This window comes from Neorhizobium sp. NPDC001467 (assembly GCF_050275975.1).
Lineage (GTDB): Bacteria > Pseudomonadota > Alphaproteobacteria > Rhizobiales > Rhizobiaceae > Neorhizobium.
The window spans coordinates 114,256-135,158 of sequence record NZ_JBNNPS010000004.1; the positions used below are offsets into that span (position 1 = coordinate 114,256).

General features: G+C 60.9%; 23 protein-coding genes. 12 read left to right on the plus strand and 11 right to left on the minus strand.

What is annotated here, in order from left to right; genetic code table 11:
• Nucleotide 1: 1 nt before the first annotated feature.
• On the minus strand, nucleotides 2–1,216 hold the full coding sequence (locus tag ACQKKX_RS10865) for a ubiquinone biosynthesis hydroxylase (protein WP_427570705.1): 1,215 nt from the start codon (nucleotides 1,214–1,216) through the stop codon (nucleotides 2–4).
• 80 nt (nucleotides 1,217–1,296) lie between these two features.
• On the opposite strand from ACQKKX_RS10865, the gene tesB reads away from it, so the two are divergent.
• From tesB to ACQKKX_RS10895, 6 genes are all read left to right on the plus strand, one after another.
• Nucleotides 1,297–2,184 (plus strand): acyl-CoA thioesterase II, encoded by an 888-nt coding sequence (gene tesB, locus ACQKKX_RS10870; protein ID WP_427570706.1) that lies wholly within the window; start codon nucleotides 1,297–1,299, stop codon nucleotides 2,182–2,184.
• A 213-nt stretch (nucleotides 2,185–2,397) separates the two neighbouring features.
• A complete protein-coding gene (locus ACQKKX_RS10875) occupies nucleotides 2,398–2,748 on the plus strand; it encodes a P-II family nitrogen regulator (protein WP_427570707.1) in 351 nt (116 codons plus the stop codon).
• A gap of 28 nt (nucleotides 2,749–2,776) precedes the next feature.
• A complete protein-coding gene (locus ACQKKX_RS10880; RefSeq protein WP_427570708.1) occupies nucleotides 2,777–4,138 on the plus strand; it encodes an ammonium transporter in 1,362 nt (453 codons plus the stop codon).
• A gap of 231 nt (nucleotides 4,139–4,369) precedes the next feature.
• Complete coding sequence (locus ACQKKX_RS10885) at nucleotides 4,370–7,000, plus strand: DNA translocase FtsK 4TM domain-containing protein (RefSeq protein WP_427570709.1); 2,631 nt, start codon at nucleotides 4,370–4,372, stop codon at nucleotides 6,998–7,000.
• Between the two features lie 73 nt (nucleotides 7,001–7,073).
• Nucleotides 7,074–7,718 (plus strand): outer membrane lipoprotein carrier protein LolA, encoded by a 645-nt coding sequence (locus tag ACQKKX_RS10890; RefSeq protein ID WP_427570710.1) that lies wholly within the window; start codon nucleotides 7,074–7,076, stop codon nucleotides 7,716–7,718.
• 109 nt (nucleotides 7,719–7,827) lie between these two features.
• Complete coding sequence (locus ACQKKX_RS10895; protein WP_427570711.1) at nucleotides 7,828–8,628, plus strand: exodeoxyribonuclease III; 801 nt, start codon at nucleotides 7,828–7,830, stop codon at nucleotides 8,626–8,628.
• A 208-nt stretch (nucleotides 8,629–8,836) separates the two neighbouring features.
• Here the strand turns inward: ACQKKX_RS10895 and ACQKKX_RS10900 are convergent, their stop codons facing one another.
• Nucleotides 8,837–9,292: a cyclic nucleotide-binding domain-containing protein gene (locus ACQKKX_RS10900; protein ID WP_427570712.1), complete on the minus strand. Its 456-nt coding sequence runs from the start codon at nucleotides 9,290–9,292 to the stop codon at nucleotides 8,837–8,839.
• Nucleotides 9,293–9,305: 13 nt separating this feature from the next.
• Nucleotides 9,306–9,989: a response regulator transcription factor gene (locus ACQKKX_RS10905; protein ID WP_427570713.1), complete on the minus strand. Its 684-nt coding sequence runs from the start codon at nucleotides 9,987–9,989 to the stop codon at nucleotides 9,306–9,308.
• A 137-nt stretch (nucleotides 9,990–10,126) separates the two neighbouring features.
• Between ACQKKX_RS10905 and ACQKKX_RS10910 the strand changes: the two genes are divergently transcribed.
• Entirely contained in the window at nucleotides 10,127–10,675 is a 549-nt protein-coding gene (locus tag ACQKKX_RS10910; RefSeq protein WP_427570714.1) for a L,D-transpeptidase family protein, read from the plus strand.
• Between the two features lie 89 nt (nucleotides 10,676–10,764).
• Here ACQKKX_RS10910 and leuC read toward each other — a convergent pair whose 3' ends face one another.
• From leuC to ffh, 8 genes are all read right to left on the minus strand, one after another.
• A complete protein-coding gene (gene leuC / locus ACQKKX_RS10915; RefSeq protein ID WP_427570715.1) occupies nucleotides 10,765–12,171 on the minus strand; it encodes a 3-isopropylmalate dehydratase large subunit in 1,407 nt (468 codons plus the stop codon).
• Nucleotides 12,172–12,559: 388 nt separating this feature from the next.
• Entirely contained in the window at nucleotides 12,560–13,381 is an 822-nt protein-coding gene (locus ACQKKX_RS10920) for a BA14K family protein (protein ID WP_427570716.1), read from the minus strand.
• A gap of 208 nt (nucleotides 13,382–13,589) precedes the next feature.
• Complete coding sequence (gene rplS / locus ACQKKX_RS10925; protein WP_427570717.1) at nucleotides 13,590–14,132, minus strand: 50S ribosomal protein L19; 543 nt, start codon at nucleotides 14,130–14,132, stop codon at nucleotides 13,590–13,592.
• Between the two features lie 254 nt (nucleotides 14,133–14,386).
• Entirely contained in the window at nucleotides 14,387–15,061 is a 675-nt protein-coding gene (gene trmD, locus ACQKKX_RS10930) for a tRNA (guanosine(37)-N1)-methyltransferase TrmD (protein WP_427570718.1), read from the minus strand.
• A 3-nt stretch (nucleotides 15,062–15,064) separates the two neighbouring features.
• Nucleotides 15,065–15,628: a ribosome maturation factor RimM gene (rimM, locus tag ACQKKX_RS10935; RefSeq protein WP_427570719.1), complete on the minus strand. Its 564-nt coding sequence runs from the start codon at nucleotides 15,626–15,628 to the stop codon at nucleotides 15,065–15,067.
• Between the two features lie 152 nt (nucleotides 15,629–15,780).
• Entirely contained in the window at nucleotides 15,781–16,161 is a 381-nt protein-coding gene (gene rpsP, locus ACQKKX_RS10940) for a 30S ribosomal protein S16 (RefSeq protein ID WP_112728913.1), read from the minus strand.
• Nucleotides 16,162–16,216: 55 nt separating this feature from the next.
• Entirely contained in the window at nucleotides 16,217–16,534 is a 318-nt protein-coding gene (locus tag ACQKKX_RS10945; RefSeq protein WP_427570720.1) for a chorismate mutase, read from the minus strand.
• Between the two features lie 14 nt (nucleotides 16,535–16,548).
• Entirely contained in the window at nucleotides 16,549–18,132 is a 1,584-nt protein-coding gene (gene ffh, locus ACQKKX_RS10950) for a signal recognition particle protein (RefSeq protein WP_427570721.1), read from the minus strand.
• Nucleotides 18,133–18,441: 309 nt separating this feature from the next.
• Between ffh and ACQKKX_RS10955 the strand changes: the two genes are divergently transcribed.
• Genes ACQKKX_RS10955 through ACQKKX_RS10975 form a run of 5 tightly spaced genes read left to right on the plus strand, consistent with a single transcriptional unit; the run spans nucleotide 18,442 to nucleotide 20,895 of the window.
• The gene (locus ACQKKX_RS10955) at nucleotides 18,442–18,687 is read left to right on the plus strand and encodes a type II toxin-antitoxin system VapB family antitoxin (RefSeq protein WP_427570722.1); all 246 of its coding nucleotides are present in this window, start codon (nucleotides 18,442–18,444) and stop codon (nucleotides 18,685–18,687) included.
• Nucleotides 18,687–18,881 carry a hypothetical protein gene (locus tag ACQKKX_RS10960; RefSeq protein ID WP_427570723.1) on the plus strand — a complete coding sequence of 65 codons (195 nt, stop codon included), beginning with the start codon at nucleotides 18,687–18,689 and terminating at the stop codon, nucleotides 18,879–18,881. The genes ACQKKX_RS10955 and ACQKKX_RS10960 overlap by 1 nt, the downstream gene beginning before the upstream one ends.
• Nucleotides 18,878–19,123, plus strand: a complete 246-nt coding sequence (locus ACQKKX_RS10965; protein WP_427570724.1) for a hypothetical protein — start codon at nucleotides 18,878–18,880, stop codon at nucleotides 19,121–19,123. Before ACQKKX_RS10960 ends, ACQKKX_RS10965 begins: the two co-directional genes overlap by 4 nt.
• A 37-nt stretch (nucleotides 19,124–19,160) precedes the next feature.
• The gene (locus tag ACQKKX_RS10970) at nucleotides 19,161–20,255 is read left to right on the plus strand and encodes an MBL fold metallo-hydrolase (RefSeq protein WP_427570725.1); all 1,095 of its coding nucleotides are present in this window, start codon (nucleotides 19,161–19,163) and stop codon (nucleotides 20,253–20,255) included.
• 52 nt (nucleotides 20,256–20,307) lie between these two features.
• Nucleotides 20,308–20,895, plus strand: coding sequence for a biliverdin-producing heme oxygenase (locus ACQKKX_RS10975; RefSeq protein WP_427570726.1), 588 nt, complete (start codon nucleotides 20,308–20,310; stop codon nucleotides 20,893–20,895).
• Nucleotides 20,896–20,903: the final 8 nt, after the last annotated feature.

Genomic DNA, 20,903 nt, shown 5'->3' on the forward strand with positions numbered 1-20,903 from the left:
TTCAGATTGCCTGTCCCGCCAGAAGGCGCGGGCCGCTTTTTTCCGATGTGCCGGCCGCTTCGCCGATGAAATAGGATTTCAGCCCGGGCAGACGTTCGACGATGCCGAGCCCCAGATCGCGGGCAATCCGGATCGGTCCGACATCGTTGGAAAACAGGCGGTTCAGCACGTCGGTCGTGACGCCCATCCGGAACGTGTCGAAGCGGCGCCAGGACTGGTACCGTTCCAGTACGGTGAGTGCGCCGATATCCAGGCCGAGCCGGTCGGCTTCGACAACGGTTTGCGCAAGAGCCGCCACATCCTTGAAGCCGAGATTGAGGCCCTGGCCGGAGATCGGATGGATGCCATGGGCGGCATCGCCAGCCAGCGCGAAGCGCGGCGCCACGAAGGCGCGCGACAGGGTGAGGCCAAGGGGAAAGGCCTTGCGACCACCCAGCACCCGCAGTTCCCCCAGCTTATGGCCGAACCGGCGTTGCAGTTCCTCTTCGAACACCAGGTCGTCTGCGGCCATCAGCCGGTCGGCGTCGGCCGTGCGTTCCGTCCAGACAAGTGAAACGCGATTGCCGGTCAGCGGCAGGATTGCGAACGGGCCGGAAGGCAGAAAATGCTCTTCAGCAACACCTTCGTGCGCACGCTCATGTTCGACGGTGGCGACGATGCCGGACTGGTCGTATTTCCAGCTCACCGTCTTGATGCCGGCCATGTCGCGCAGTTTGGAACGCACGCCGTCACAGGCAACGAGAAGCCGGGTTTCCACGGTCGAGCGATCGGACAGCGCCAGCGTGGTTGCCGTATGTCCTGTCACGAAACCCGTGCCGGACAGGCCATGGCGGATGGCGATCCCGAGACGCTCGCAGGCATTGCGCAGGGCACGCACCATCGAGACATTGGGGATCATATGCGCAAACGGCTGGCCTTCTTCGACATCGCCATCGAAAGTCAGGAAGACCGGGCGGACCGGATCGGATGTTCGCGAATCGGTGACGATCATGCGGTTGATCGGCTGCGCGTCGGGCAGGATCTCCTGCCATGCGCCGAAAACGTCGAGCATGCGGCTAGCAGCCGCAATCACCGCGGAGGCGCGCTCGTCCTTCTCCCAAACGCCCGCGGGGGCGGCCTCGATCACCTCGACCGCAAGGTGCGGCGCTGCCTGCTTGATGGCCACCGCTGCGCTGAGGCCCACATAACCGCCCCCGACGATCAGCACATCCAGCATATCAGGCTCCGTTCTCTATTGCGTTGGATGGTCTATATAGAGCATGCCATACCGGCTTCCTATCACCGGGACCCATCAAAATGCCGCATGCCGAAGAAACAACCCGCTCCGCTATGGAAGGCCTTCTGGCCACGCTCGATCTCGAAAAGCTCGAGGAGAATCTCTTTCGCGGCAAGAGCCCGAAGGTCGGCTGGCAGCGGGTGTTTGGCGGCCAGGTGATCGCTCAGGCGCTGGTCGCGGCGCAACGCACCGTCGATGCAAATCGTTTCACCCATTCGCTGCACGCCTATTTCCTGCGACCCGGCGACCCGGCGGTACCGATCGTCTATCAGGTGGAGCGCCTGCGCGATGGCTCGAGCTTCACCACCCGCAGCGTCGTTGCGGTCCAGCATGGTCGGCCGATCTTCACGATGACGGCGTCTTTTCAGGTGGAGGAGCCGGGTTTCGACCATCAGACGGCCATGCCGAACGTGCCGCCGCCGGAACAGTTGCTCGGCGAGGCGGAATTTCAGGCCCAACTTTTGGCGCATGCGCCTGAAACGATCCGTCGTTACTGGGGCCAGAAACGCCCGGTCGAATTTCGTCCCGTTTCGCTGCGCCATTACATGACACGGGAAAAACTGGATCCGGAACAGCAGATCTGGGTCCGGACCACCGGTTCGGTGCCAGCCGAGCGCGGTGTGCAGGCGGCTGTGCTGGCCTATCTCTCGGACATGACCCTCCTCGATACCTCGCTTTACGCCCATGGTGCGACGATTTTCGACCCGAGCATACAAGCCGCCAGCATCGATCACGCCATGTGGTTCCACCGCGCGGTCGATTTCGATGACTGGCTGCTCTACACTCAGGATAGCCCGAATGCCTGCGGTGCTCGCGGAATGACGCGGGGCAGCCTTTTTACGCGTTCCGGCGCCCTGGTTGCCTCCGTCGCGCAAGAGGGTCTGATTCGCAAACGGGCAGATGACTAATTTGTAGTCTTTTTCGGAACTCAGGTGAAATAATGTGCATTTATTTCACCTGCCCGTTCTCTCGCGCGTGAAGTTCGTTAATTTTCTGTATCTGGAGCAATGACTTAGTCGTCGCTCACAAACTGGCACGCGCCTTGAATGGTGTGTGGCAGTCGATGAGCCTGATCAGCCCGTCGATCAGGGAACTCCGGCTTTTGAGCCGAGAAACGAAGGATGGGAAACCACATGAAAATCGTGATGGCCATTATCAAGCCGTTCAAGCTGGATGAGGTGCGCGAAGCACTCACGGCTGTCGGTATCCAAGGCCTGACCGTTACCGAAGTCAAAGGTTACGGGCGCCAGAAGGGACATACCGAAATCTATCGCGGCACCGAATATGCCGTCAGCTTCCTGCCGAAGCTGAAGATCGAAATCGCGGTCGCTGCCGATCTGGTCGAAAAAGCTGTCGAAGCCATCGCCACATCTGCCAAGACGGGTCAGATCGGCGACGGCAAGATCTTTGTCTATTCCATCGAGCAGGCCGTGCGCATCCGTACCGGCGAAACCAGCACCGAAGCACTTTAAGCAGGGCGGACAGGGGAGTTTTCCAGCTATGTCATTTATGAAGTTTTCTACCCTTGCGCGTGCGTTCGGTGCCGCATTGGCGCTTCTCGCGCCGGCTGTCGCTTTTGCTCAGGAAGCTGCAGCACCCGCCGCTGAAGCCGCTGCCGCTACGCCGGTTCCGGACAAGGCTGATACCGCCTTCATGTTCATTGCGACGCTGCTCGTATTCTTCATGATCATGCCGGGCATCGCGCTGTTCTATGGCGGCCTCGTGCGTATCAAGAACATGCTGTCCGTGCTCATGCAGTGCACAGTCGTTGCAGCGGCCGTCATGCTGATATGGGTCACCTACGGTTACTCCTTCGCCTTTGGCGGCAGCACGTCTGCCTTCTGGGGCGGCACGGCAAAGATGTTCCTCTCGGGCGTCACGGTTGATTCCACGGCTGCCACCTTCACCGACGGCGTCGTCATTCCGGAGTTCATCTTCGTGATGTTCCAGATGACATTCGCGGCCCTGACCCCCGCGCTGATCGTCGGCGCCTTTGCCGAACGCATCAAGTTCTCGGCTGCGGTTCTGTTCTGCATCCTGTGGGTTACCTTCGTGTATTTCCCGATCGCCCACATGGTCTGGGATTCGAACGGCCTGATCTTCGGCTGGGGCGCGCTTGATTTCGCCGGCGGTACCGTCGTTCACATCAATGCCGGTCTCGCCGGCCTTATCGGCGCGATCATGGTCGGCAAGCGTACCGGCTTCGGCAAGGACATGATGGCGCCGCATTCGATGACGCTGACGCTCGTTGGTGCCGCCATGCTGTGGTTTGGCTGGTTCGGGTTCAATGCCGGCTCCAACCTCGAAGCTTCCGGCGGCGCGATGCTCGCCACCGTCAACACCTTCGTGGCCACCGCCGCCGCCATTCTGTCGTGGTGCGTCGTGGAAGCCTTCACGCGCGGCAAGGCATCGCTGCTGGGTGCCGTTTCGGGCATGATCGCCGGTCTCGTCGCCATCACGCCTGCTGCCGGCATTGCCGGCCCGATGGGCGCCATCGTCATGGGCCTCATCGTTTCGCCGCTGTGCTACTTCTTCGTCGCCGTCGTGAAGAACAAGTTCGGTTACGACGACACGGCTGACGTCTTTGGCGTCCACGGCATCGGTGGTCTGTTCGGCGCGCTTGCCACCGGCATCTTCGCCTCCTCGTCGCTCGGCGGCATCGGTTATGCCGATGGCGTCACCATGGGTGGGCAGTTCATGACGCAGCTCTACGCCGTCCTCGTCACCATCGCATGGTGCGGTATCGGCTCCGTCATCCTCTACAAGATCGTCGATCTCGTCGTCGGTCTGCGCGTGACGGTCGAAGCCGAACGCGAAGGCCTCGACCTCGCATCGCATGGCGAAGCCGCCTACCACAACTGATCTCCGGGAAGCGCGTCGAGCTGACCAGCCGCGCCCTCCCACGGGGACAAAAAACGGAGAAAGGCCCGGAAACACCGCGTTCCGGGCCGTTTTTATGCGGTAAATATTGCCCTTACGGGTGTGGTTAAAGTTGCGTTAACCTGCTTTCGTTAGCCTGTTCTCATCTGGGCGCTTTGCGTGTCGAGCCGCCGATTCGACCGCATGCGCAAAACTGGTTACAGGCTGGTGGTAATGAGCAGAAGCAATTCGGCAGCCATGGCGCATCGCTCGACGCGCGTCGTGCTGACCGCCTTCGTCATGCGTCAGGTTCTGGCGCTTCTCGGGTTCGGGATGTTTATCGGGCTGGCGCTCGCCATCGCCGCGCTGGCGACGTGGAACGTTGCCGATCCGAGTTTCTCTTATGCGACGGATAACCAGCCCAGCAACCTTCTTGGTGCTGGCGGTGCAGCATTTGCCGATCTCATGATGCAGTTTCTGGGGCTTGCCAGCGTACTGGCTCTGCTGCCGGTTCTTGCCTGGGCCATGGCGCTCATCACCGGTCGTTCGATCGATCGTGTGCCCACCCGCATCGCCGCCTGGCTGGGCGCTGCGCTGGCCGGCGCCGCCACGCTCGGCTGTTTTCCGGCGCCGCTCACCTGGCCGATCCCCAACGGTATCGGTGGCGTGCTCGGTGACATGATGCTGCGTTTCCCAGCGCTTTTCGTTGGCGCCTATCCGACCGGCATGCTCGCCACCGTGCTGGGCTGCCTGTTTGCGCTGCCGACGGCATGGCTGCTGTTCTTTTCCTCCGGCCTGATCGGTCACCGAGACACCATCGAAATCGATGAGGACGATGTGCCTGCGCCACCGCGCCGAAATGCCGTGCAGGACGATGACGAGGAGGACGAAGGTGGTTTCGGCAGCTTCCTCGCTTTCGGTGCGCTTGCCCATTACTGGTACACCGCTCAGGCGCAGGTTCGCCGTATTTTCGGTATCAAGGCGCGTGCACGCACAAGCCATTATGAGCAGCCTTACGATTTCAATGAGGACGAATTCGGCGGTCTGAACGAGCCGGTACGTGCCAAGGCGATGAACCGCGGCGATCGGCGGGAGCCATCCATGGATGGCGGCGAATTCGCCAACCGCACCATGGCGCGCCGCGCCATGTCGGCACCGCCGCTGTCGCATGACGAAGATGAAGGCGATGTCGATGTGCGTCGCCCGGCCGGCATTCTCCCGGACGATGATGATTTCATCTCGGCTCCGCGCAGTCGCGGCAGTTCGCGCGTCACGCCGGCTGCCGCTCCGCCGAAGCCGGGCGCTCGTGTCGGCCGCGAGGCGCAGTCCTCCTTCATCGATCCCGAAGGGTTCCAGCTGCCCTCCGTCCACCTGCTGACCGAACCAAAGGCCGTCGCCCGCGATGCCACCCTGTCGGCCGACGCGCTGGAGCAGAATGCCCGCATGCTCGAAGGCGTGCTGGAAGACTTTGGCGTCAAGGGCGAGATCATCCATGTTCGCCCTGGCCCGGTCGTGACGCTCTACGAACTGGAGCCTGCTCCCGGCATCAAGTCGTCGCGTGTCATCGGTCTGGCCGACGATATCGCCCGCTCGATGAGCGCGATCGCCGCCCGTGTCGCCGTCGTACCCGGCCGCAATGCGATCGGTATCGAACTGCCGAATTCCACCCGTGAAACCGTCTATCTGCGCGAGATGATCGGCAGCCGCGATTTCGAGGGTAGCAAGGCCAAGCTCGCCATGGCGCTCGGCAAGACGATCGGCGGCGAACCGGTCATCGCCGATCTCGCCAAAATGCCGCATCTTCTCGTCGCCGGCACCACCGGTTCGGGCAAGTCGGTTGCCATCAACACCATGATCCTCTCGCTGCTTTACCGGCACAGCCCCGAAAAATGCCGCCTGATCATGATCGATCCAAAAATGCTGGAACTGTCGATCTATGACGGCATCCCGCATCTTTTGTCGCCGGTCGTCACCGATCCGAAAAAGGCAGTCGTTGCGCTCAAATGGACCGTCCGCGAGATGGAAGAGCGCTACAAGAAGATGTCGAAGATCGGCGTCCGTAACATCGACGGCTTCAATACCCGTGTCGAACAGGCGCTTGCGAAGGGCGAAGTGCTGACCCGCACCGTGCAGACCGGCTTCGATCGCCAGACCGGCGAGGCGATGTACGAGACGGAAGAGTTCGATCTGAAGCCGCTGCCCTATATCGTCGTCGTCATCGACGAAATGGCCGATCTGATGATGGTCGCCGGCAAGGATATCGAAGGCGCCGTCCAGCGTCTGGCGCAGATGGCGCGTGCCGCCGGTATCCATGTCATCATGGCGACGCAGCGCCCGTCGGTCGATGTCATCACCGGCACGATCAAGGCCAATTTCCCGACCCGCATTTCCTTCCAGGTCACCTCGAAGATCGACAGCCGCACCATATTGGGCGAACAGGGTGCCGAACAGCTGCTTGGCATGGGGGATATGCTCTATATGGCGGGTGGCGGCCGCATCCAGCGCGTCCACGGTCCGTTCGTGTCGGATAACGAAGTCGAGGAAATCGTCTCCTACTTGAAAAGCCAGGGTGCGCCCCAATATCTCGATGCAATTACGGCAGACGACGAGGATGACGACGAAGGCGGCCCGGCCGGCACGTCCAATCTCTCGGATTCGGACGACCCTTACGACCAGGCAGTGGCCATCGTGCTGCGAGATGGCAAGGCATCGACGTCCTACATCCAGCGTCGGCTGGGCATCGGTTACAACCGTGCTGCATCGCTGATCGAGCGGATGGAGCAGGAAGGTTTGATCGGTCCGGCCAACCATGCCGGCAAACGCGAAATACTGGTGCCGACGGAGAACGACATTCTCGATCGGTAACCGCGCTGTGAAGAGGCGTGGCCACGAAGCCGCCGCCTTTGACGGTGAGGAAGAGACCGAAGGAGAATAGTGAATGACACAGAAGACCATGCCGCAGATCCTGACGCCTTCCATCAGCCGCCGTGGTTTTGTTACCGGCGTCACGGCCATGGCGCTCAGCAGTTTTGCTGGCCTGCCGGCACTGGCGCAAGGCACGGCTTCGGCACAAAAAATTGCGGACCATTTCTCTTCCGTCAAAACCATGATGGGCGAGTTCGTACAGTTCGGCCCACGCGGCGAGCAGACTGGCGGGAAATTCTTCATCGAACGTCCGGGAAAACTGCGCTTCAATTTCGAGGATCCGTCGCCGATCCGCGTCATTGCCGACGGCAAGAATGTCGTCATCGGCAATCTCAAGCTCAAGACCTGGGACATCTATCCTCTGTCCAAGACGCCGCTCAGCCTGCTTTTGTCCGACAGGATCGACCTGCAGAACCAGACGGTGCGCGACGTCAAGGAAGAGTCCGATCTGATCACCATTGTTCTTGGCAACAAGAGCATCTTTGGCGACAGCACCATCACCATGATGTTCGACCCGAAGACCTACGATCTGCGCCAGTGGACCATTACTGATCTCCAGAACAAGGAGACCTCGGTGATGATCTACAACGTCAAGAACGGCACCCAGTTCGATGATAAGGTGTTCGAGATCGACTATCAGGCAGTTCACCGCCGATAAGCCGCATACGGCTCACGAAAATTCTCAAGGTCGCCGGTTTGGCGGCCTTTCTGCTTTTCAGGGCAGCGGAAATTGCCTAGATGCCTGAGCATCAGCAGGGAGCCGCCGCATGTCATTTTCCATCACCACCTGGAACATCAATTCCGTGCGGCTGCGCATGCCGATCGTCGAACAGTTCATTGTCCGCCATCAGCCAGACATTCTCTGTCTGCAGGAGATCAAGTGCCAGGAGCCGGAGTTTCCGCTGGCTGCGCTCAAGGCGCTCGGTTACGAGCATATCATTATCCACGGCCAGAAGGGCTATCACGGCGTGGCGATCGCCTCGCGCATTCCGCTTTCCGAAGATCATCGCCAGAACTACTGCAATGTCGGTGATGCCCGCCATATCTCGGCGATCTTCGAGCGGGGTTCGCGCCGCATCCGGCTGCACAATTTCTACGTTCCAGCGGGCGGTGACGAGCCTGATCGCAGCATCAACCCCAAATTCGGCCACAAGCTGGATTTTCTGGAGGAGATGAAGGTGTTGAAAGCCAATATGCCGGGCATTTCCTCCATTCTCGTCGGTGATCTCAATATCGCGCCGCTGGAACACGATGTCTGGTCGCATAAGCAGCTTCTCAAAATCGTCAGCCACACGCCGATCGAGACCGATGGGATGAAGGAGGTCATCGCTAAAGGCGGTTGGCTGGACCTGATGCGCCAGTACACGCCGGAGCCGGAAAAGATCTACACCTGGTGGAGCTACCGCGCCAAGGATTGGCAGGCCGCCAACAAGGGCCGTCGCCTCGACCACATCTGGTCGTCGCCGGAGCTTGGCCCGTTCCTGGACAAGATCGAGGTGCTGAAAGAAGCCCGCGGCTGGAACCAGCCGTCGGACCACGTGCCGGTGACGGCTACGTTCAAGTTTTGATGAAAAGGCCGCGGTTATGCCGGCTTAGAGCTCGTTGGCAAAACTCCAATTCAGCTTTTTGGTCATCCTAGGGCTTGTCCCTGGGATCTAATCACGTCGCTGATATCAAGACATTGCATATCCTCGGAACAGGCCCGAGGATGACGACAGAGGGGGACAGGACCCTCATTGATGGCCGGATCCGATTTTGCTGCCGGGCTCTCCTATCCTACTGGAACCGGTTTTCCATGGCGGCGGCCGCCTGGGCCATGCGCATGAGATTATCGCGGATGCGCGCCTGCAGTAGCTGCGCCGCACGTGGATACTCCTCCAGCAGGCGGTGAAACAGCGTGCGCGTGACCTTCAGAACATCGCTGTCTTGAAGCGCCACAGCCGTATATTTGCGCTCGACCATGGTGATCAGCGCCAGTTCGGATAGCAGCGTACCGGCGCTTACCTCCTTTTCGACCAGCACATGGCCGTCGCGTCCGAGCGTCGAGAGCTGAAACCGACCGCTCGCCACCACGAATGCGCATTCCGCCGGTGCATGTTCGCGAAACAGCACCTGTCCCGGGTTGATTGCGCGCTTTTCGGCGCCGAAGGCGATCAGCCGCAACTGGTCGCTATCCATGTCGGAAAACAATGGCACCTGCGACAGCAGGCGGATATCGTCGGCAAGTGCCATCGTGACAACGTCCTTACGGTACGATCTTGTAGCCGCCGTTTTCCGTCACGAGGATTTCCGCGTTGGACGGATCGCGCTCGATTTTCTGACGCAGGCGGTAGACATGGGTTTCCAGAGTATGGGTGGTGACACCCGAGTTATAACCCCAGACCTCTTCCAGAAGCACGTCGCGCGTGACCACTTTCTGGCCTGCCCGGTAAAGATAGCGGATGATCGCGGCTTCCTTTTCGGTAAGGCGGATCTTCTTGCCGTCGTCGGCGGTCAGCAGTTTCTGGCTCGGCTTGAACACGTAGGGACCGACTGTGAAAGTCGCATCCTCGCTCTGCTCGTACTGCCGCAGCTGGCCACGAATACGGGCAAGCAGGACTGCGAAGCGGAATGGCTTGGTAACATAGTCGTTGGCGCCGGCTTCCAGGCCGAGAATCGTATCGGAATCGGTATCATGGCCGGTGAGCATGATGATCGGCGCCTTGAAACCGCCCTTGCGCAGCAGCTTCACCGCCTCGCGCCCGTCCATGTCCGGCAAGCCCACGTCCATGATCAGGAGGTCGACCTGCGCGGTCTTGGCGGTCTGCATCGCCTTGGTAGCGTTGCTCTCCTGCATGAGGTTGAATTCTTCGTAGAAGGACAGCTGCTCGACCAGCGTCTCGCGCAGATCGTTGTCGTCATCGACCAGAAGGATGGTGCGTGCTGCCATAGGGAACTTGCCTCTTTGTTGTCGCGTGCCGTCAGGGGGAAAGCGCACGCGGCCGACTGTTTCGGGCACCTGATGTAAGTGCTAACTTGCTATGGAATCAAATAAAACCACGGGCAAAGCAAAAACTTGTGAGGAAAATGCGCGCCAACGGGCAAAAGAAAAGGGCTTGCCGCACGATTGTCGTCCGGTCCTCTCCCGCAGATCGCACGCGCGCGCTTGTCCGCTTCGGCGCGGTCACGCTTCCAGCCGCCATCGGCCGGGCAGGGGCCACGGCCCTGAAGCGGGAAGGCGATGGTGCGACACCCATCGCCGCCATGTCGGTTCTTCATGGTTTCTTCCGCGGCGACCGCGTGCGGTCTCTGCTCACAGCCTTGCCGATGCGTCGCATCCGTCCCGACATGCTATGGTGCGATGATCCGCACCATCCCAGCTATAATCGTCTCGTCAAAGCGCCATTCCGGCGCCGCCATGAGGAGATGAGACGCGAGGACTGTCTCTACGACGTCTGTCTCGTGCTCGACTGGAATATTTCCGCGCGCAAGCGCAATCGCGGTTCGGCGATCTTCCTCCACCTCACTCGTCCCGGTTACCAGCCGACCGCCGGATGCGTTGCGGTGACGCTCACGGATATGCAGCGCCTCTTGCGCTTCATTCGCAGGCGGACGATCGTCAAGGTTGTCGGGTAGGGATGCCGCGGCATGCCGCGGTCACCAGTAGCTGGAAGAGAAAAAGGTGCCGGCTGGTGGCTGATTCACCCCCCCCGCCGGCACCGCGTTCAGGTCCAATCGCGGATATCAACGAAATGCCCGGCAATCGCCGCGGCGGCAGCCATGGCCGGCGAAACCAGATGCGTACGGCCCTTGTAACCCTGGCGACCCTCGAAATTGCGGTTCGAGGTGGAGGCGCAACGCTCATAGGGGTTCAGGCGGTCATCGTTCATGGCCAGGCACATCGAGCAACCCGGCTCGCGCCATTCGAAACCTGCATCCTTGAAGATTCGGTCGAGGCCTTCGGCTTCCGCCTGTTCCTTGACGAGACCGGAACCCGGCACGATCATGGCATTGACGGTGGTGGCCACCGTCTTGCCCTCGACCATGGCGGCGGCGGCCCGCAGGTCCTCGATACGACCGTTGGTGCAAGACCCTATGAAGACTCGGTCGACGGCAATATCCGTCATCTTCTGGCCGGGCTTCAGACCCATATATTCCAGCGCGCGCCATTTGGAGGCCCGCTTGGTTTCTTCCTGTATGTCGTCCGGATTGGGAACCGTGCCCTGGACCGAGATGACGTCTTCCGGCGAGGACCCCCAGGAGACGATGGGCGGCAGGTTGGCGCCGTCGAGCACGATCACCTTGTCGTAATGCGCGCCTTCATCGCTGTGCAGCGTCTTCCAGTAGTCGATCGCCATGTCGAGTGCCGCACCCTTTGGCGCACGCGGCTTGCCCTTGATATATTCAAAGGTGGTTTCGTCCGGGGCGATCAGGCCGGCGCGGGCGCCGCCTTCGATCGTCATGTTGCAGACCGTCATGCGGCCTTCCATGGAGAGCGAACGGATTGCCTCGCCGGCGAATTCGACCACATGGCCGGTGCCGCCGGCTGTGCCGATCTCGCCGATGATGGCGAGGATCACGTCCTTGGCGGTGACGCCGTCCGGCAGCTTGCCGTCGACACGCACCAGCATGTTCTTGGCCTTCTTCTGCGGCAGGGTCTGGGTGGCGAGCACATGCTCGACCTCGGACGTGCCGATGCCATGCGCCAGCGCTCCGAACGCGCCGTGCGTGGACGTGTGGCTGTCACCGCAGACGATCGTCATGCCGGGCAGGGTAAAGCCCTGTTCCGGGCCGACGATATGCACGATGCCCTGGCGGACATCTTTTTCCGAATAATATTCAACCCCGAAATCAGCGGCATTCTGGGCCAGCGCCTCCACCTGGATGCGGCTTTCCTCATTCTTGATGCCGAGATGGCGGTCGGCGGTGGTCGGCACGTTATGGTCGACGACGGCGAGCGTGCGGTCCGGGGCACGCACCTTGCGGCCGGCCAGGCGCAGGCCTTCGAAAGCCTGCGGCGACGTCACCTCGTGGACGAGATGACGGTCTATATAGAGAAGACAGGTTCCGTTTTCCTCCGATACGACATGGTCGTCCCAGATCTTGTCATAGAGGGTGCGCGGTGCGCTCATGGCTGACATCCACTTCGAATGGTCATGTTTTGGAAAGGGGAATGCGGGCGGTGAATACCGCCAAGCCGGGCATGTCGGCCCGGTCAGCTAAGTCGGCTGCAAAGCGCCCCGGAAACGCGCGCGAAGAAGCGGGCCGGCAGACGCTTATGGTCCTGCAGCACGATGATCTCTCTCGCAAGGCATCCGAATTTCGATCCCATGGGGTCTTATATAGCAGTTCGAATGAATATGGGCAATCGCTGGCTCGAGGGCGGGAAGCCACTTGTTGCGTGCAGAGAGAGGCGCGGGCGGCAAGATGGGAACCATCTCCGCCCTTGCCCGAGCCGCGGGAATGTCGTCGGGCTTCTGGATGCAGACAGCTGGCTCGCTGCAGCGGGGGTGCAAGTTGTCAGTAGCTGCTGTCGCGGGGCACGCATTGGCGACGCGGTCCGCCGTCATAGGGCTGATAGCTGTTGTCCTCGGCCCTGTAGGAGCGGTATTGCGCAAAGCACCAGGCGGTATCGACGCGACCGGAATCCGCGACCATCTGCGGTTCCCTTTCGGCTACCAGCTCGCCCGTCATGCTGTCGGATGCGATGTCCCGGCCCGAGTTGTCAGCGTCTGCGACACCTTGGTCGAAGGCCCTGGTTCCCACCGCATCGCTACTGCCCATGTCCGACGACGCATCTGCGATGGGCGCGGCTGCCTCATGCGGGGACTGGCACTGCTGGCGTCCCGGCGCATCGAAGGGCTGGTAGCTGTTGTCCTCGATCCGGTAGGAACGATAACGGGCAAAGCACCAGTCCACATGGGCTGCAGTCAATTGCACCGGGGCCGCGGCGGCGTCGTTCATGCTCTGCGCGACAGCCATCTGTATCGAGGCGTCATCGCTGTCCACGTTGCCCGCGTTACCTTGCGAGACTTCGCCATCCATGCCCGAACGTACCGGTGATACGGCATTGGCGGCGCTGGCGATTTCGCCACCCAAAGGCACGTCCTGCGCCGGCAGGTCGGCGCTCGCTACCAATGGCGGCAGGCGTTCCAGTTCCTGCGCATGGCGATCGATCACGACCGGCCGGTCGGTCCATAGCGGCGCATCCATATGGGCAAAACGATGGGGTTCGTAATCGTCTGTCACCAAGGAAGCCGCATAGCTCGCGCCGATGACGCCGGCTATGCCCATGGTCAGGCAGGCTGCGAGTTTGAGAGGTACGGCGATGATCGGCTTCACGGGGTTTGGCTCCGGCTTCTGCAGTCGTTCCAAGAATGCAGAAAAGTTGCAAGAGTTCCCTGCTGCCGGGCTTTCCGCAGTCCGTCCGGTCCACCGTGCCTGCGCAGGTTGAAAAAAGTTTCGACGGTGCAGGCGACCGGAACAACAGGCTTAAACAAAAAAAGGCGGCCCCCGGGACCGCCTTTTCATCATGCCTTATAGGCAATTCTCATTCGGCAGAGCCTTCAGCTGCCTTTGCAGCAGCTGCTTCTTCAGCAGCCTTGGCTTCAGCGGCTTCCTGAGCTGCCTTTTCGGCGGCCAGTGCCTGTGCTGCTGCTACCTTTTCGGCTTCCAGACGTGCCTTTTCCTCGGCAGCTGCAGCGCGTTCGGCTTCGTTCAGCTTGCGAGCGCGCGTACCGGTGTTTTCAACGATACGAGCCGACTTGCCGCGACGATCGCGCAGGTAGTACAGCTTGGCGCGACGGACCTTACCGCGGCGAACGATTTCGACGCCTTCGACCAGCGGCGAATAAACCGGGAATACGCGTTCGACGCCTTCACCGTAGGAAATCTTGCGAACCGTGAAGCTCTCGTTGATGCCGCCGCCCGAACGAGCGATGCAGACGCCTTCGTAAGCCTGTACACGGGTACGGGCGCCTTCGCGAACGCGGACGTTGACGCGAACGGTGTCGCCCGGAGCAAATTCCGGAAGCGTGCGCTGGGCTTCGATCTTGGCGGCCTGTTCGGCCTCAAGCTGCTGGATGATGTTCATCGATCAAACTCTCTCGTTTTTCTGAAACAGCCAGAGCGCTCAATGATCATCCCTTGGTCACGACCTTTTCGATCATGCCTCCGGATCAGCCTCTTGGGCAGAGCGGGTTCGCCATTCTTTGCTTGTCGGTTACGGGCGTTTGCCCATGTCCGAGCGCGCCAATACACCAAAGGAAGGCGTTTGTCATCCCGTTGGTTGCGTTTTTATGGCCCTATAGCAGTCTTATGCCTGCAAGCGGTCTGCGGCCGGCAGCCTCAGTCCAGCAGGTCCGGCCGTCGTTCCCTCGTCAGCTTGAGGGCCTGTTCCTGTCGCCATTTCTCGATGGCCGCATGGTTGCCCGAGGTCAGAACAGCCGGAATTTCCTGGCCCTCGAAAACCGGAGGGCGCGTGTAATGCGGGTGTTCCAGCATGCCCGTCTCGAAACTTTCATGCGTGCCGGACAGAACATTGCCCATCACGCCCGGCAGGATGCGCACGACGGCGTCAAGCAGGATCAGTGCCGCCGGCTCGCCGCCGGACAGAATATAGTCGCCGATCGATACTTCCTCGAGTTGGCGACCATCGATCACCCGCTGGTCGACACCTTCAAAACGGCCGCAGACGATGACTACGCCATCGCCGGCCGCCAGTTCGCGCACGCGCGCCTGGGTCAACGGTTTGCCACGCGGGCTCATCAGCAGGCGGGGGCGGCTGTCTGTCGCGACAGAGTCGATCGCCTTGGCCAGGATATCCGGTTTCAGCACCATGCCGGCGCCGCCGCCAGCCGGTGTGTCATCGACCGTGCGGTGCTTGTCCTCAGCAAAATCGCGGATCTGCACAGCCTCCACTGACCATTCGCCACGTGCGGCGGCCTTGCCGGCAAGCGACGTGCCGAGATGGCCCGGAAACATTTCGGGATAAAGCGTCAGGATGGTCGCACGAAAGGTCATTTATCAGTTGCCGCCGGGAAAGCCGTCCTGGCCCTTGCCCTCGTCCGGATCATCGATCAGGCCGGCTGCCATCGGATCGATGAGAATGCGGCCGTTTTCAAGGTCGATTTCCAGAACCGCGGCTTCCGAAAACGGGATCAGCGCCGGGCGCCGGCCCGGGCCCTTGAGCTCCAGCAGGTCGCCGGCGCCAAAATCGTGAACCGAGGTCACCTTGCCATAGCTCTTGCCGTCGGCGTCGACAGCCTCCAGTCCTTCAAGGTCGGCGTAATAGAACTCGTCTTCTTCCAACTCGTCGTCCGGCAGGTTGTCGCGGTCGATGAACAGTTCCAGCCCGTTGAGCGCCTCTGCCGCATTGCGATCGTTGATGCCGCGAAACCGTACGACGACGACATTCTTGGCCTCGCGCAGGTCGAGAATCTCGAACATGCGGCCATCGGCGCTATGAAGGTTGCCGTAATCACCGATCGCCATAGGATCTTCGGTAAAGGCGCGCACCCGCACCTCGCCGCGCAGGCCTTGGGCTGCGCCGATCGTGGCCATCAGGATTGGGTTTTCAAGCTTTGCCATACGGGCGTGCCGATCCTTCGTGTTGTTTCCGGTCTTTTACGGCGGCGTTACCTGTCGGGCAAGCGCCGTTATCATGTCGCTGAAACACCAACGAAAACGGGCGGCATGTTGCCATGCCACCCGTGATCTTCAGACCTTGCGATCGGAAAAGATTATTCAGCAGAAGCGGCCGCTTCGGCAGCAGCTGCCTTGGCGTCTTCGATCTTCTGAGCCTTTTCAGCAGCGCGCTCGGTTGCCTTCTTGCCCGGCTTTGCCTTTTCCGGGTTGTTCTTGGCTTCGCGGGTCGCGATGTTGGCGTCGGCCAGGAAGCGCAGAACGCGGTCGGTCGGCTGTGCACCGTTGGCGATCCAGTGCTGGATGCGCTCGGCGTTCAGTTCGATACGGGCCGGGTTGTCCTTGGCCAGCATCGGGTTCCAGGAACCGAGCTTCTCCAGGAAGCGGCCGTCACGCGGCGAACGGGCGTCAGCCAGAACGACGGTGTAGTAAGGACGCTTCTTGGAGCCACCGCGGGCCAGACGAATCTTCAGGGACATTTCACTTCTCCTAGGTTTGGGCCGCCATCCGGCGGGCCGTGTCTCAAAAACTTGGTTATGCAGTCTCTCTGGTGCCGCCATGTTCGGCGGCAATCGCTTCATGATGCCTGATGACTTCCTTGATGACGAAGTTCAGGAACTTTTCCGCGAAATCCGGGTCCAGATTGGCATCCTTCGCCAGTTGGCGAAGACGCTCGATCTGGAATTCTTCGCGCGCCGGGTCGGCGGGCGGCAGATCGTATCGAGCCTTCAGGTGGCCCACTTCCTTGGTGCAGCGAAAACGCTCGGCCAGCATATGCACCAGCGCGGCGTCGATATTGTCGATCGACTGGCGGTAGCTTAAAAGCTTTGCCTTTACTTGCGGGTCAACCATCTACGCGCTCCCTCTTATTTCTTCTTGCCCGGCAGGCCGGGCAGGCCGGGAAAACCACCGAGCCTCGGCAGGCCACCGCCGCCCAGACCCGGAAGACTACCTGGAAGTCCGCCCAGGCCACCCGGCAGGCCGCCGCCGGGCTTCAGGCCGGCAGCTTCGGCCTGCTTCTGCAAGGCTTCGAGCTGTTTCGGGTCGAGCTTGGAAAGGTCGGGCATACCGCCCATACCACCACCGAGGCCACCCATGCCCATCTTGGAGGCAAGGCCGCCCATCATCTGCTTCATCATGCCGCCCTTGCCCTTGCCGCCCATCATTTTCATCATGTCGGCCATCTGGCGGTGCATTTTCAGAAGCTTGTTGATGTCGGACGCATCGGTACCCGAACCGGCGGCGATACGCTTCTTGCGGGAATGTTTCAGCAAGTCCGGGTTGGCGCGCTCGGCCTTGGTCATCGAGCCGATGATGGCGATCATCCGGTCGAACGTCTTGTCGTTCATGCCGGTTGCGGCGAGCTTGTCCTTCATGCCGGCCATGCCCGGCATCATGCCCATGATACCGCCCATGCCGCCGAGCGATTTCATCTGTTTGAGCTGATCGGCGAGGTCGTTGAGGTCGAACTTGCCCTTGGCCATCTTGGCGGCCATGGCCGCCGCCTTTTCGGCGTCGATGTTTTCGGCAGCCTTTTCGACCAGCGAAACGATATCGCCCATGCCGAGAATGCGGTCGGCGATACGGCGGGGATGGAATTCCTCCATCTCCGTCATCTTTTCGCCGACACCGATCAGCTTGATCGGCTTGCCGGTGACGGCGCGCATCGAAAGCGCTGCACCACCACGGCCATCGCCGTCCATGCGGGTCAGGACGAGGCCGGTAATGCCGACGCGCTCGTCGAAATTGCGGGCGAGATTGACGGCGTCCTGACCGGTCAGGCTGTCGGCAACGAGCAGGATTTCATGCGGATTGGATTTTCGCTTGATCTCGGCCATTTCGGCCATCAGCGGTTCGTCGATATGGGTGCGGCCGGCGGTGTCGAGGATGACAACATCATGCCCGCCGAGCTTGGCTGCCTGAACGGCGCGTGCGGCAATATCGGTCGGCGACTGGCCGGCGATGATCGGCAGCGTGTCAACGCCTGTCTGTACGCCCAACTGGCGCAACTGTTCCTGAGCTGCCGGGCGACGCGTATCGAGCGACGCCATCAGCACCTTTTTCTTGTCGCGGTCGGTCAGCCGCTTGGCGATCTTGCCGGTGGTCGTGGTTTTACCCGAACCCTGCAGACCGACCATCATGATGACGACGGGAGCGGCAGCGTGCAGGCTGATGCCCACGCCTTCCGAACCCAGCATCTCGACCAGTTCGTCATGAACGATCTTGACGACCATCTGGCCGGGCTTGATCGACTTCAGAACCTCGGCGCCGACCGCCTTTTCACGCACCTTGTCGGTGAAGGCGCGAACCACTTCGAGTGCAACGTCGGCTTCCAGAAGCGCACGGCGAACCTCGCGCAGGGCTGCGGAAACATCCGCCTCGCTCAACGCGCCACGGCCGGTCAGTCCATTCAGAATGGAGCCAAGACGGTCCTGCAGGTTCTCAAACATCGCCACTTCCTTCTTCGTTTCCGGATGCCCGGAAACGTCGGGTCTCTGACTGCTGAAAACAAGACGCCGAGAGCGCGCAAAGCCAAAAAGCACCCGAGGGCGCAACGCGCTGTCGGGTGTTGACCTCCGGGCTCAGTGTGTCGGCCCCGGTCGGCGGCTCCAAGTCGTGACTTGTCAGCAGATCGACGGGCTTAAACAGCAAATAAGGCGATGAGTCAAGGTGTGGCGGAATTCGCGGCCGTTGCGCGTTTGAATATCCAATGTCACTATGAGGAATATTCCGTCGCTCCCCGTCAGGAGGGGAAATCCATGTCCCTTTATATTCTTGACCCCAAGGTCAACGAACTTGCGGATGAAGTCATGCGTCAACTCGGCACAAAGACGAAGACGGAAGCCGTACGGTATGCGCTGGAAAGCGTGTTGAAGCAGGCAGACGAGAAACTCTCTGTCGAAGAACGGGTACGGCGTATTCAAGACCGGGTGGCCGCAAGGATGGGGCCATTAGCGGTCGATTTCGATCAGGAAGCCTGTATGGATGAAATGTGGGAGGACTGATGTTTCTCGACGCCTCGGCTGTTGTCGCCATCATGACCCGCGCAAAAGATGCGGACCTACTGCTTTCCAAGGTCGCCGCAGGCCGCACCACAATCCATTATTCGTCGGTTACGATGTTTGAAGCCGTCATTGCAGTTGCCCGCAAGAATGCCATCAGCATTCATGGTAACAGCGACCGACGCCACTGCAGATGATCGAGGACGCTCGTGAGGATGTGATCGCCTTTATGCGAAGCATCGGCGCTGCCGAAATCGACCTTCCCATAGGCCTCCACAATATCGCACTCGATGCCGCAAAGACTTACGGACGTTCTGTCGGCCACCCGGCAAAGCTCAATTTAGGCGATTGCTTTACTTACGCCGCCGCGAAAACGCTCAAATCGCCGCTTCTTTTCGTCGGCGGGGATTTTGCGCAAACGGATATCGAAACCGCCTGACCCTCTCCTTGAAAACCCCGACCATCGGACTGATCTCATGAACCGCCGCAAGTTTTTCAAATGGACCGGTCTTGCTGCCATCGCCGCGCTTGCAGGCGGTGTGACGGTTAGGAGCGCCATGGCTGGCAACAGATATTACAGTGGTCCCGTCTCGGATCATTTCGACGGCACGCATTTCTTCAATCCGAATGGCGAAGAACCGGCCGGAATGCTCAATCTGGTGCGCTGGAAGCTCGGCAACGGCAACATTCCATGGCCTGACACCTTCGCCAGTCCGTTTCCGCAGGCCGTGCCGGAAACCCGTATCGATGGCGATCGTATTGTCGTCACCATGGTCGGCCATGCCTCGATGCTGATCCAGGTCGCGGGCCTCAACATCCTTACCGATCCTGTGTGGTCGGACCGCACCAGCCCGTTCTCATGGACTGGTCCGAAGCGCGTCAATCCGCCCGGCATCCGCATCGGTGATCTGCCGCCGATCGATATCGTGCTCGTCACCCATAATCATTACGACCATCTTGATCTCGAAACGCTGTGGGTGTTGCAGGGCCGCGACAAGCCGCATTTCATCACCCCGCTCGGTAATGACGTGATCATCCGCGCGCGCGTGCCTGAGGCCAGGATCACGGTGATGGATTGGGGCGGGAAGCAAACCGTCGCGCCCGGCGTCATCTTCCATTGCGAACCCTGCCATCACTGGTCGGCACGCGGTCTTGGCGATCGCCGCATGGCGCTGTGGGCCGCCTTCGTGCTCGAGACGCCGGCGGGGAAAATCTATCACATCGGTGATACCGGTTTTCATGGCGGCATCAATTATCGCGCGGCCCGGCAGAAGCATGGCGGCTTTCGTCTTGCCAACCTGCCGTTCGGCGCCTACGAGCCGCGCTGGTTCATGAAAGCGCAGCACCAGAACCCGGAAGAGGCCGTGGAGGGCATGCAGCTGTGCGGCGCATCCTTCGTCGCCGGTCACCACTGGGGCACGGTCAAGCTCACCAATGAAGGCATCGAGCAGCCGGTCGAAGCGCTGCATGCGGCGCTCGATGCTCGCAATCTTCCCCGCGCGCGTTTCCGCCCGATGCGGCCGGGCGAGGTTTTCGACGTTCCGGCTGTCGATCCCGGCCCCCGCACTTGACGAACCCCATGATGATTTGCTTGAAGCAAAACATGAGTAGAGGGGACAAGAAATGCTGATCGAACTCGAACTTCCGACTGAGGCCACCCGCATCCAGAGGCTGAAAGCACAGACGACGGGAACGCACGACACGCTGGACAAGCGCATCATGCGCGCCGAGCCGTTTGCAAGCCGCGAACGTTACGCGCTTTTTCTCGAGGTCCAGCACCATTTCCATGCCGATGTGGCGCCGCTCTATGCTTCTGCCGAGCTCAATGCCAAACTTCCGGGCCTTGCCGATCGCTGCCGTCTGCAGGCGCTACGTGACGATATCGTCGATCTCGGCGGCACCGCCGAAACGCTGGTCTCCACCACCGGGCGCCTGAGCCCGGCAGTAGCGCTTGGCTGGGTCTATGTCGCCGAAGGCTCAAATCTCGGCGCCGCCTTCCTGCGCAAGGAAGCCGCCAAGCTCGACCTGTCGGACGAATTTGGCGCCCGCCACCTCGCCGGTCACCCGGATGGCCGCGGCTTACACTGGCGCAATTTCGTCGCCGCCTATAATGGCCTGCCGCTGTCGGAGGCGGAAGAGATCGAGGTCGCAGAAGGCGCCAGGGCTGCATTCCGCCGCGTGCATGGGCTGGTGGAACGGATTTTCGGGTAACTGTCGAG

Excerpts from the sequence above, each read along its gene's own strand:
- ACQKKX_RS10865 (WP_427570705.1), bottom strand. The coding sequence starts at position 1,216 with ATGCTGGATGTGCTGATCGTCGGGGGCGGTTATGTGGGCCTCAGCGCA.
- tesB (WP_427570706.1), top strand. The coding sequence starts at position 1,297 with ATGCCGCATGCCGAAGAAACAACCCGCTCCGCTATGGAAGGCCTTCTG.
- ACQKKX_RS10875 (WP_427570707.1), top strand. The coding sequence starts at position 2,398 with ATGGGAAACCACATGAAAATCGTGATGGCCATTATCAAGCCGTTCAAG.
- ACQKKX_RS10880 (WP_427570708.1), top strand. The coding sequence starts at position 2,777 with ATGTCATTTATGAAGTTTTCTACCCTTGCGCGTGCGTTCGGTGCCGCA.
- ACQKKX_RS10885 (WP_427570709.1), top strand. The coding sequence starts at position 4,370 with ATGAGCAGAAGCAATTCGGCAGCCATGGCGCATCGCTCGACGCGCGTC.
- ACQKKX_RS10890 (WP_427570710.1), top strand. The coding sequence starts at position 7,074 with ATGACACAGAAGACCATGCCGCAGATCCTGACGCCTTCCATCAGCCGC.
- ACQKKX_RS10895 (WP_427570711.1), top strand. The coding sequence starts at position 7,828 with ATGTCATTTTCCATCACCACCTGGAACATCAATTCCGTGCGGCTGCGC.
- ACQKKX_RS10900 (WP_427570712.1), bottom strand. The coding sequence starts at position 9,292 with ATGGCACTTGCCGACGATATCCGCCTGCTGTCGCAGGTGCCATTGTTT.
- ACQKKX_RS10905 (WP_427570713.1), bottom strand. The coding sequence starts at position 9,989 with ATGGCAGCACGCACCATCCTTCTGGTCGATGACGACAACGATCTGCGC.
- ACQKKX_RS10910 (WP_427570714.1), top strand. The coding sequence starts at position 10,127 with ATGCGCGCCAACGGGCAAAAGAAAAGGGCTTGCCGCACGATTGTCGTC.
- leuC (WP_427570715.1), bottom strand. The coding sequence starts at position 12,171 with ATGAGCGCACCGCGCACCCTCTATGACAAGATCTGGGACGACCATGTC.
- rplS (WP_427570717.1), bottom strand. The coding sequence starts at position 14,132 with ATGAACATCATCCAGCAGCTTGAGGCCGAACAGGCCGCCAAGATCGAA.
- trmD (WP_427570718.1), bottom strand. The coding sequence starts at position 15,061 with ATGACCTTTCGTGCGACCATCCTGACGCTTTATCCCGAAATGTTTCCG.
- rimM (WP_427570719.1), bottom strand. The coding sequence starts at position 15,628 with ATGGCAAAGCTTGAAAACCCAATCCTGATGGCCACGATCGGCGCAGCC.
- rpsP (WP_112728913.1), bottom strand. The coding sequence starts at position 16,161 with ATGTCCCTGAAGATTCGTCTGGCCCGCGGTGGCTCCAAGAAGCGTCCT.
- ACQKKX_RS10945 (WP_427570720.1), bottom strand. The coding sequence starts at position 16,534 with ATGGTTGACCCGCAAGTAAAGGCAAAGCTTTTAAGCTACCGCCAGTCG.
- ffh (WP_427570721.1), bottom strand. The coding sequence starts at position 18,132 with ATGTTTGAGAACCTGCAGGACCGTCTTGGCTCCATTCTGAATGGACTG.
- ACQKKX_RS10955 (WP_427570722.1), top strand. The coding sequence starts at position 18,442 with ATGTCCCTTTATATTCTTGACCCCAAGGTCAACGAACTTGCGGATGAA.
- ACQKKX_RS10960 (WP_427570723.1), top strand. The coding sequence starts at position 18,687 with ATGTTTCTCGACGCCTCGGCTGTTGTCGCCATCATGACCCGCGCAAAA.
- ACQKKX_RS10965 (WP_427570724.1), top strand. The coding sequence starts at position 18,878 with ATGATCGAGGACGCTCGTGAGGATGTGATCGCCTTTATGCGAAGCATC.
- ACQKKX_RS10970 (WP_427570725.1), top strand. The coding sequence starts at position 19,161 with ATGAACCGCCGCAAGTTTTTCAAATGGACCGGTCTTGCTGCCATCGCC.
- ACQKKX_RS10975 (WP_427570726.1), top strand. The coding sequence starts at position 20,308 with ATGCTGATCGAACTCGAACTTCCGACTGAGGCCACCCGCATCCAGAGG.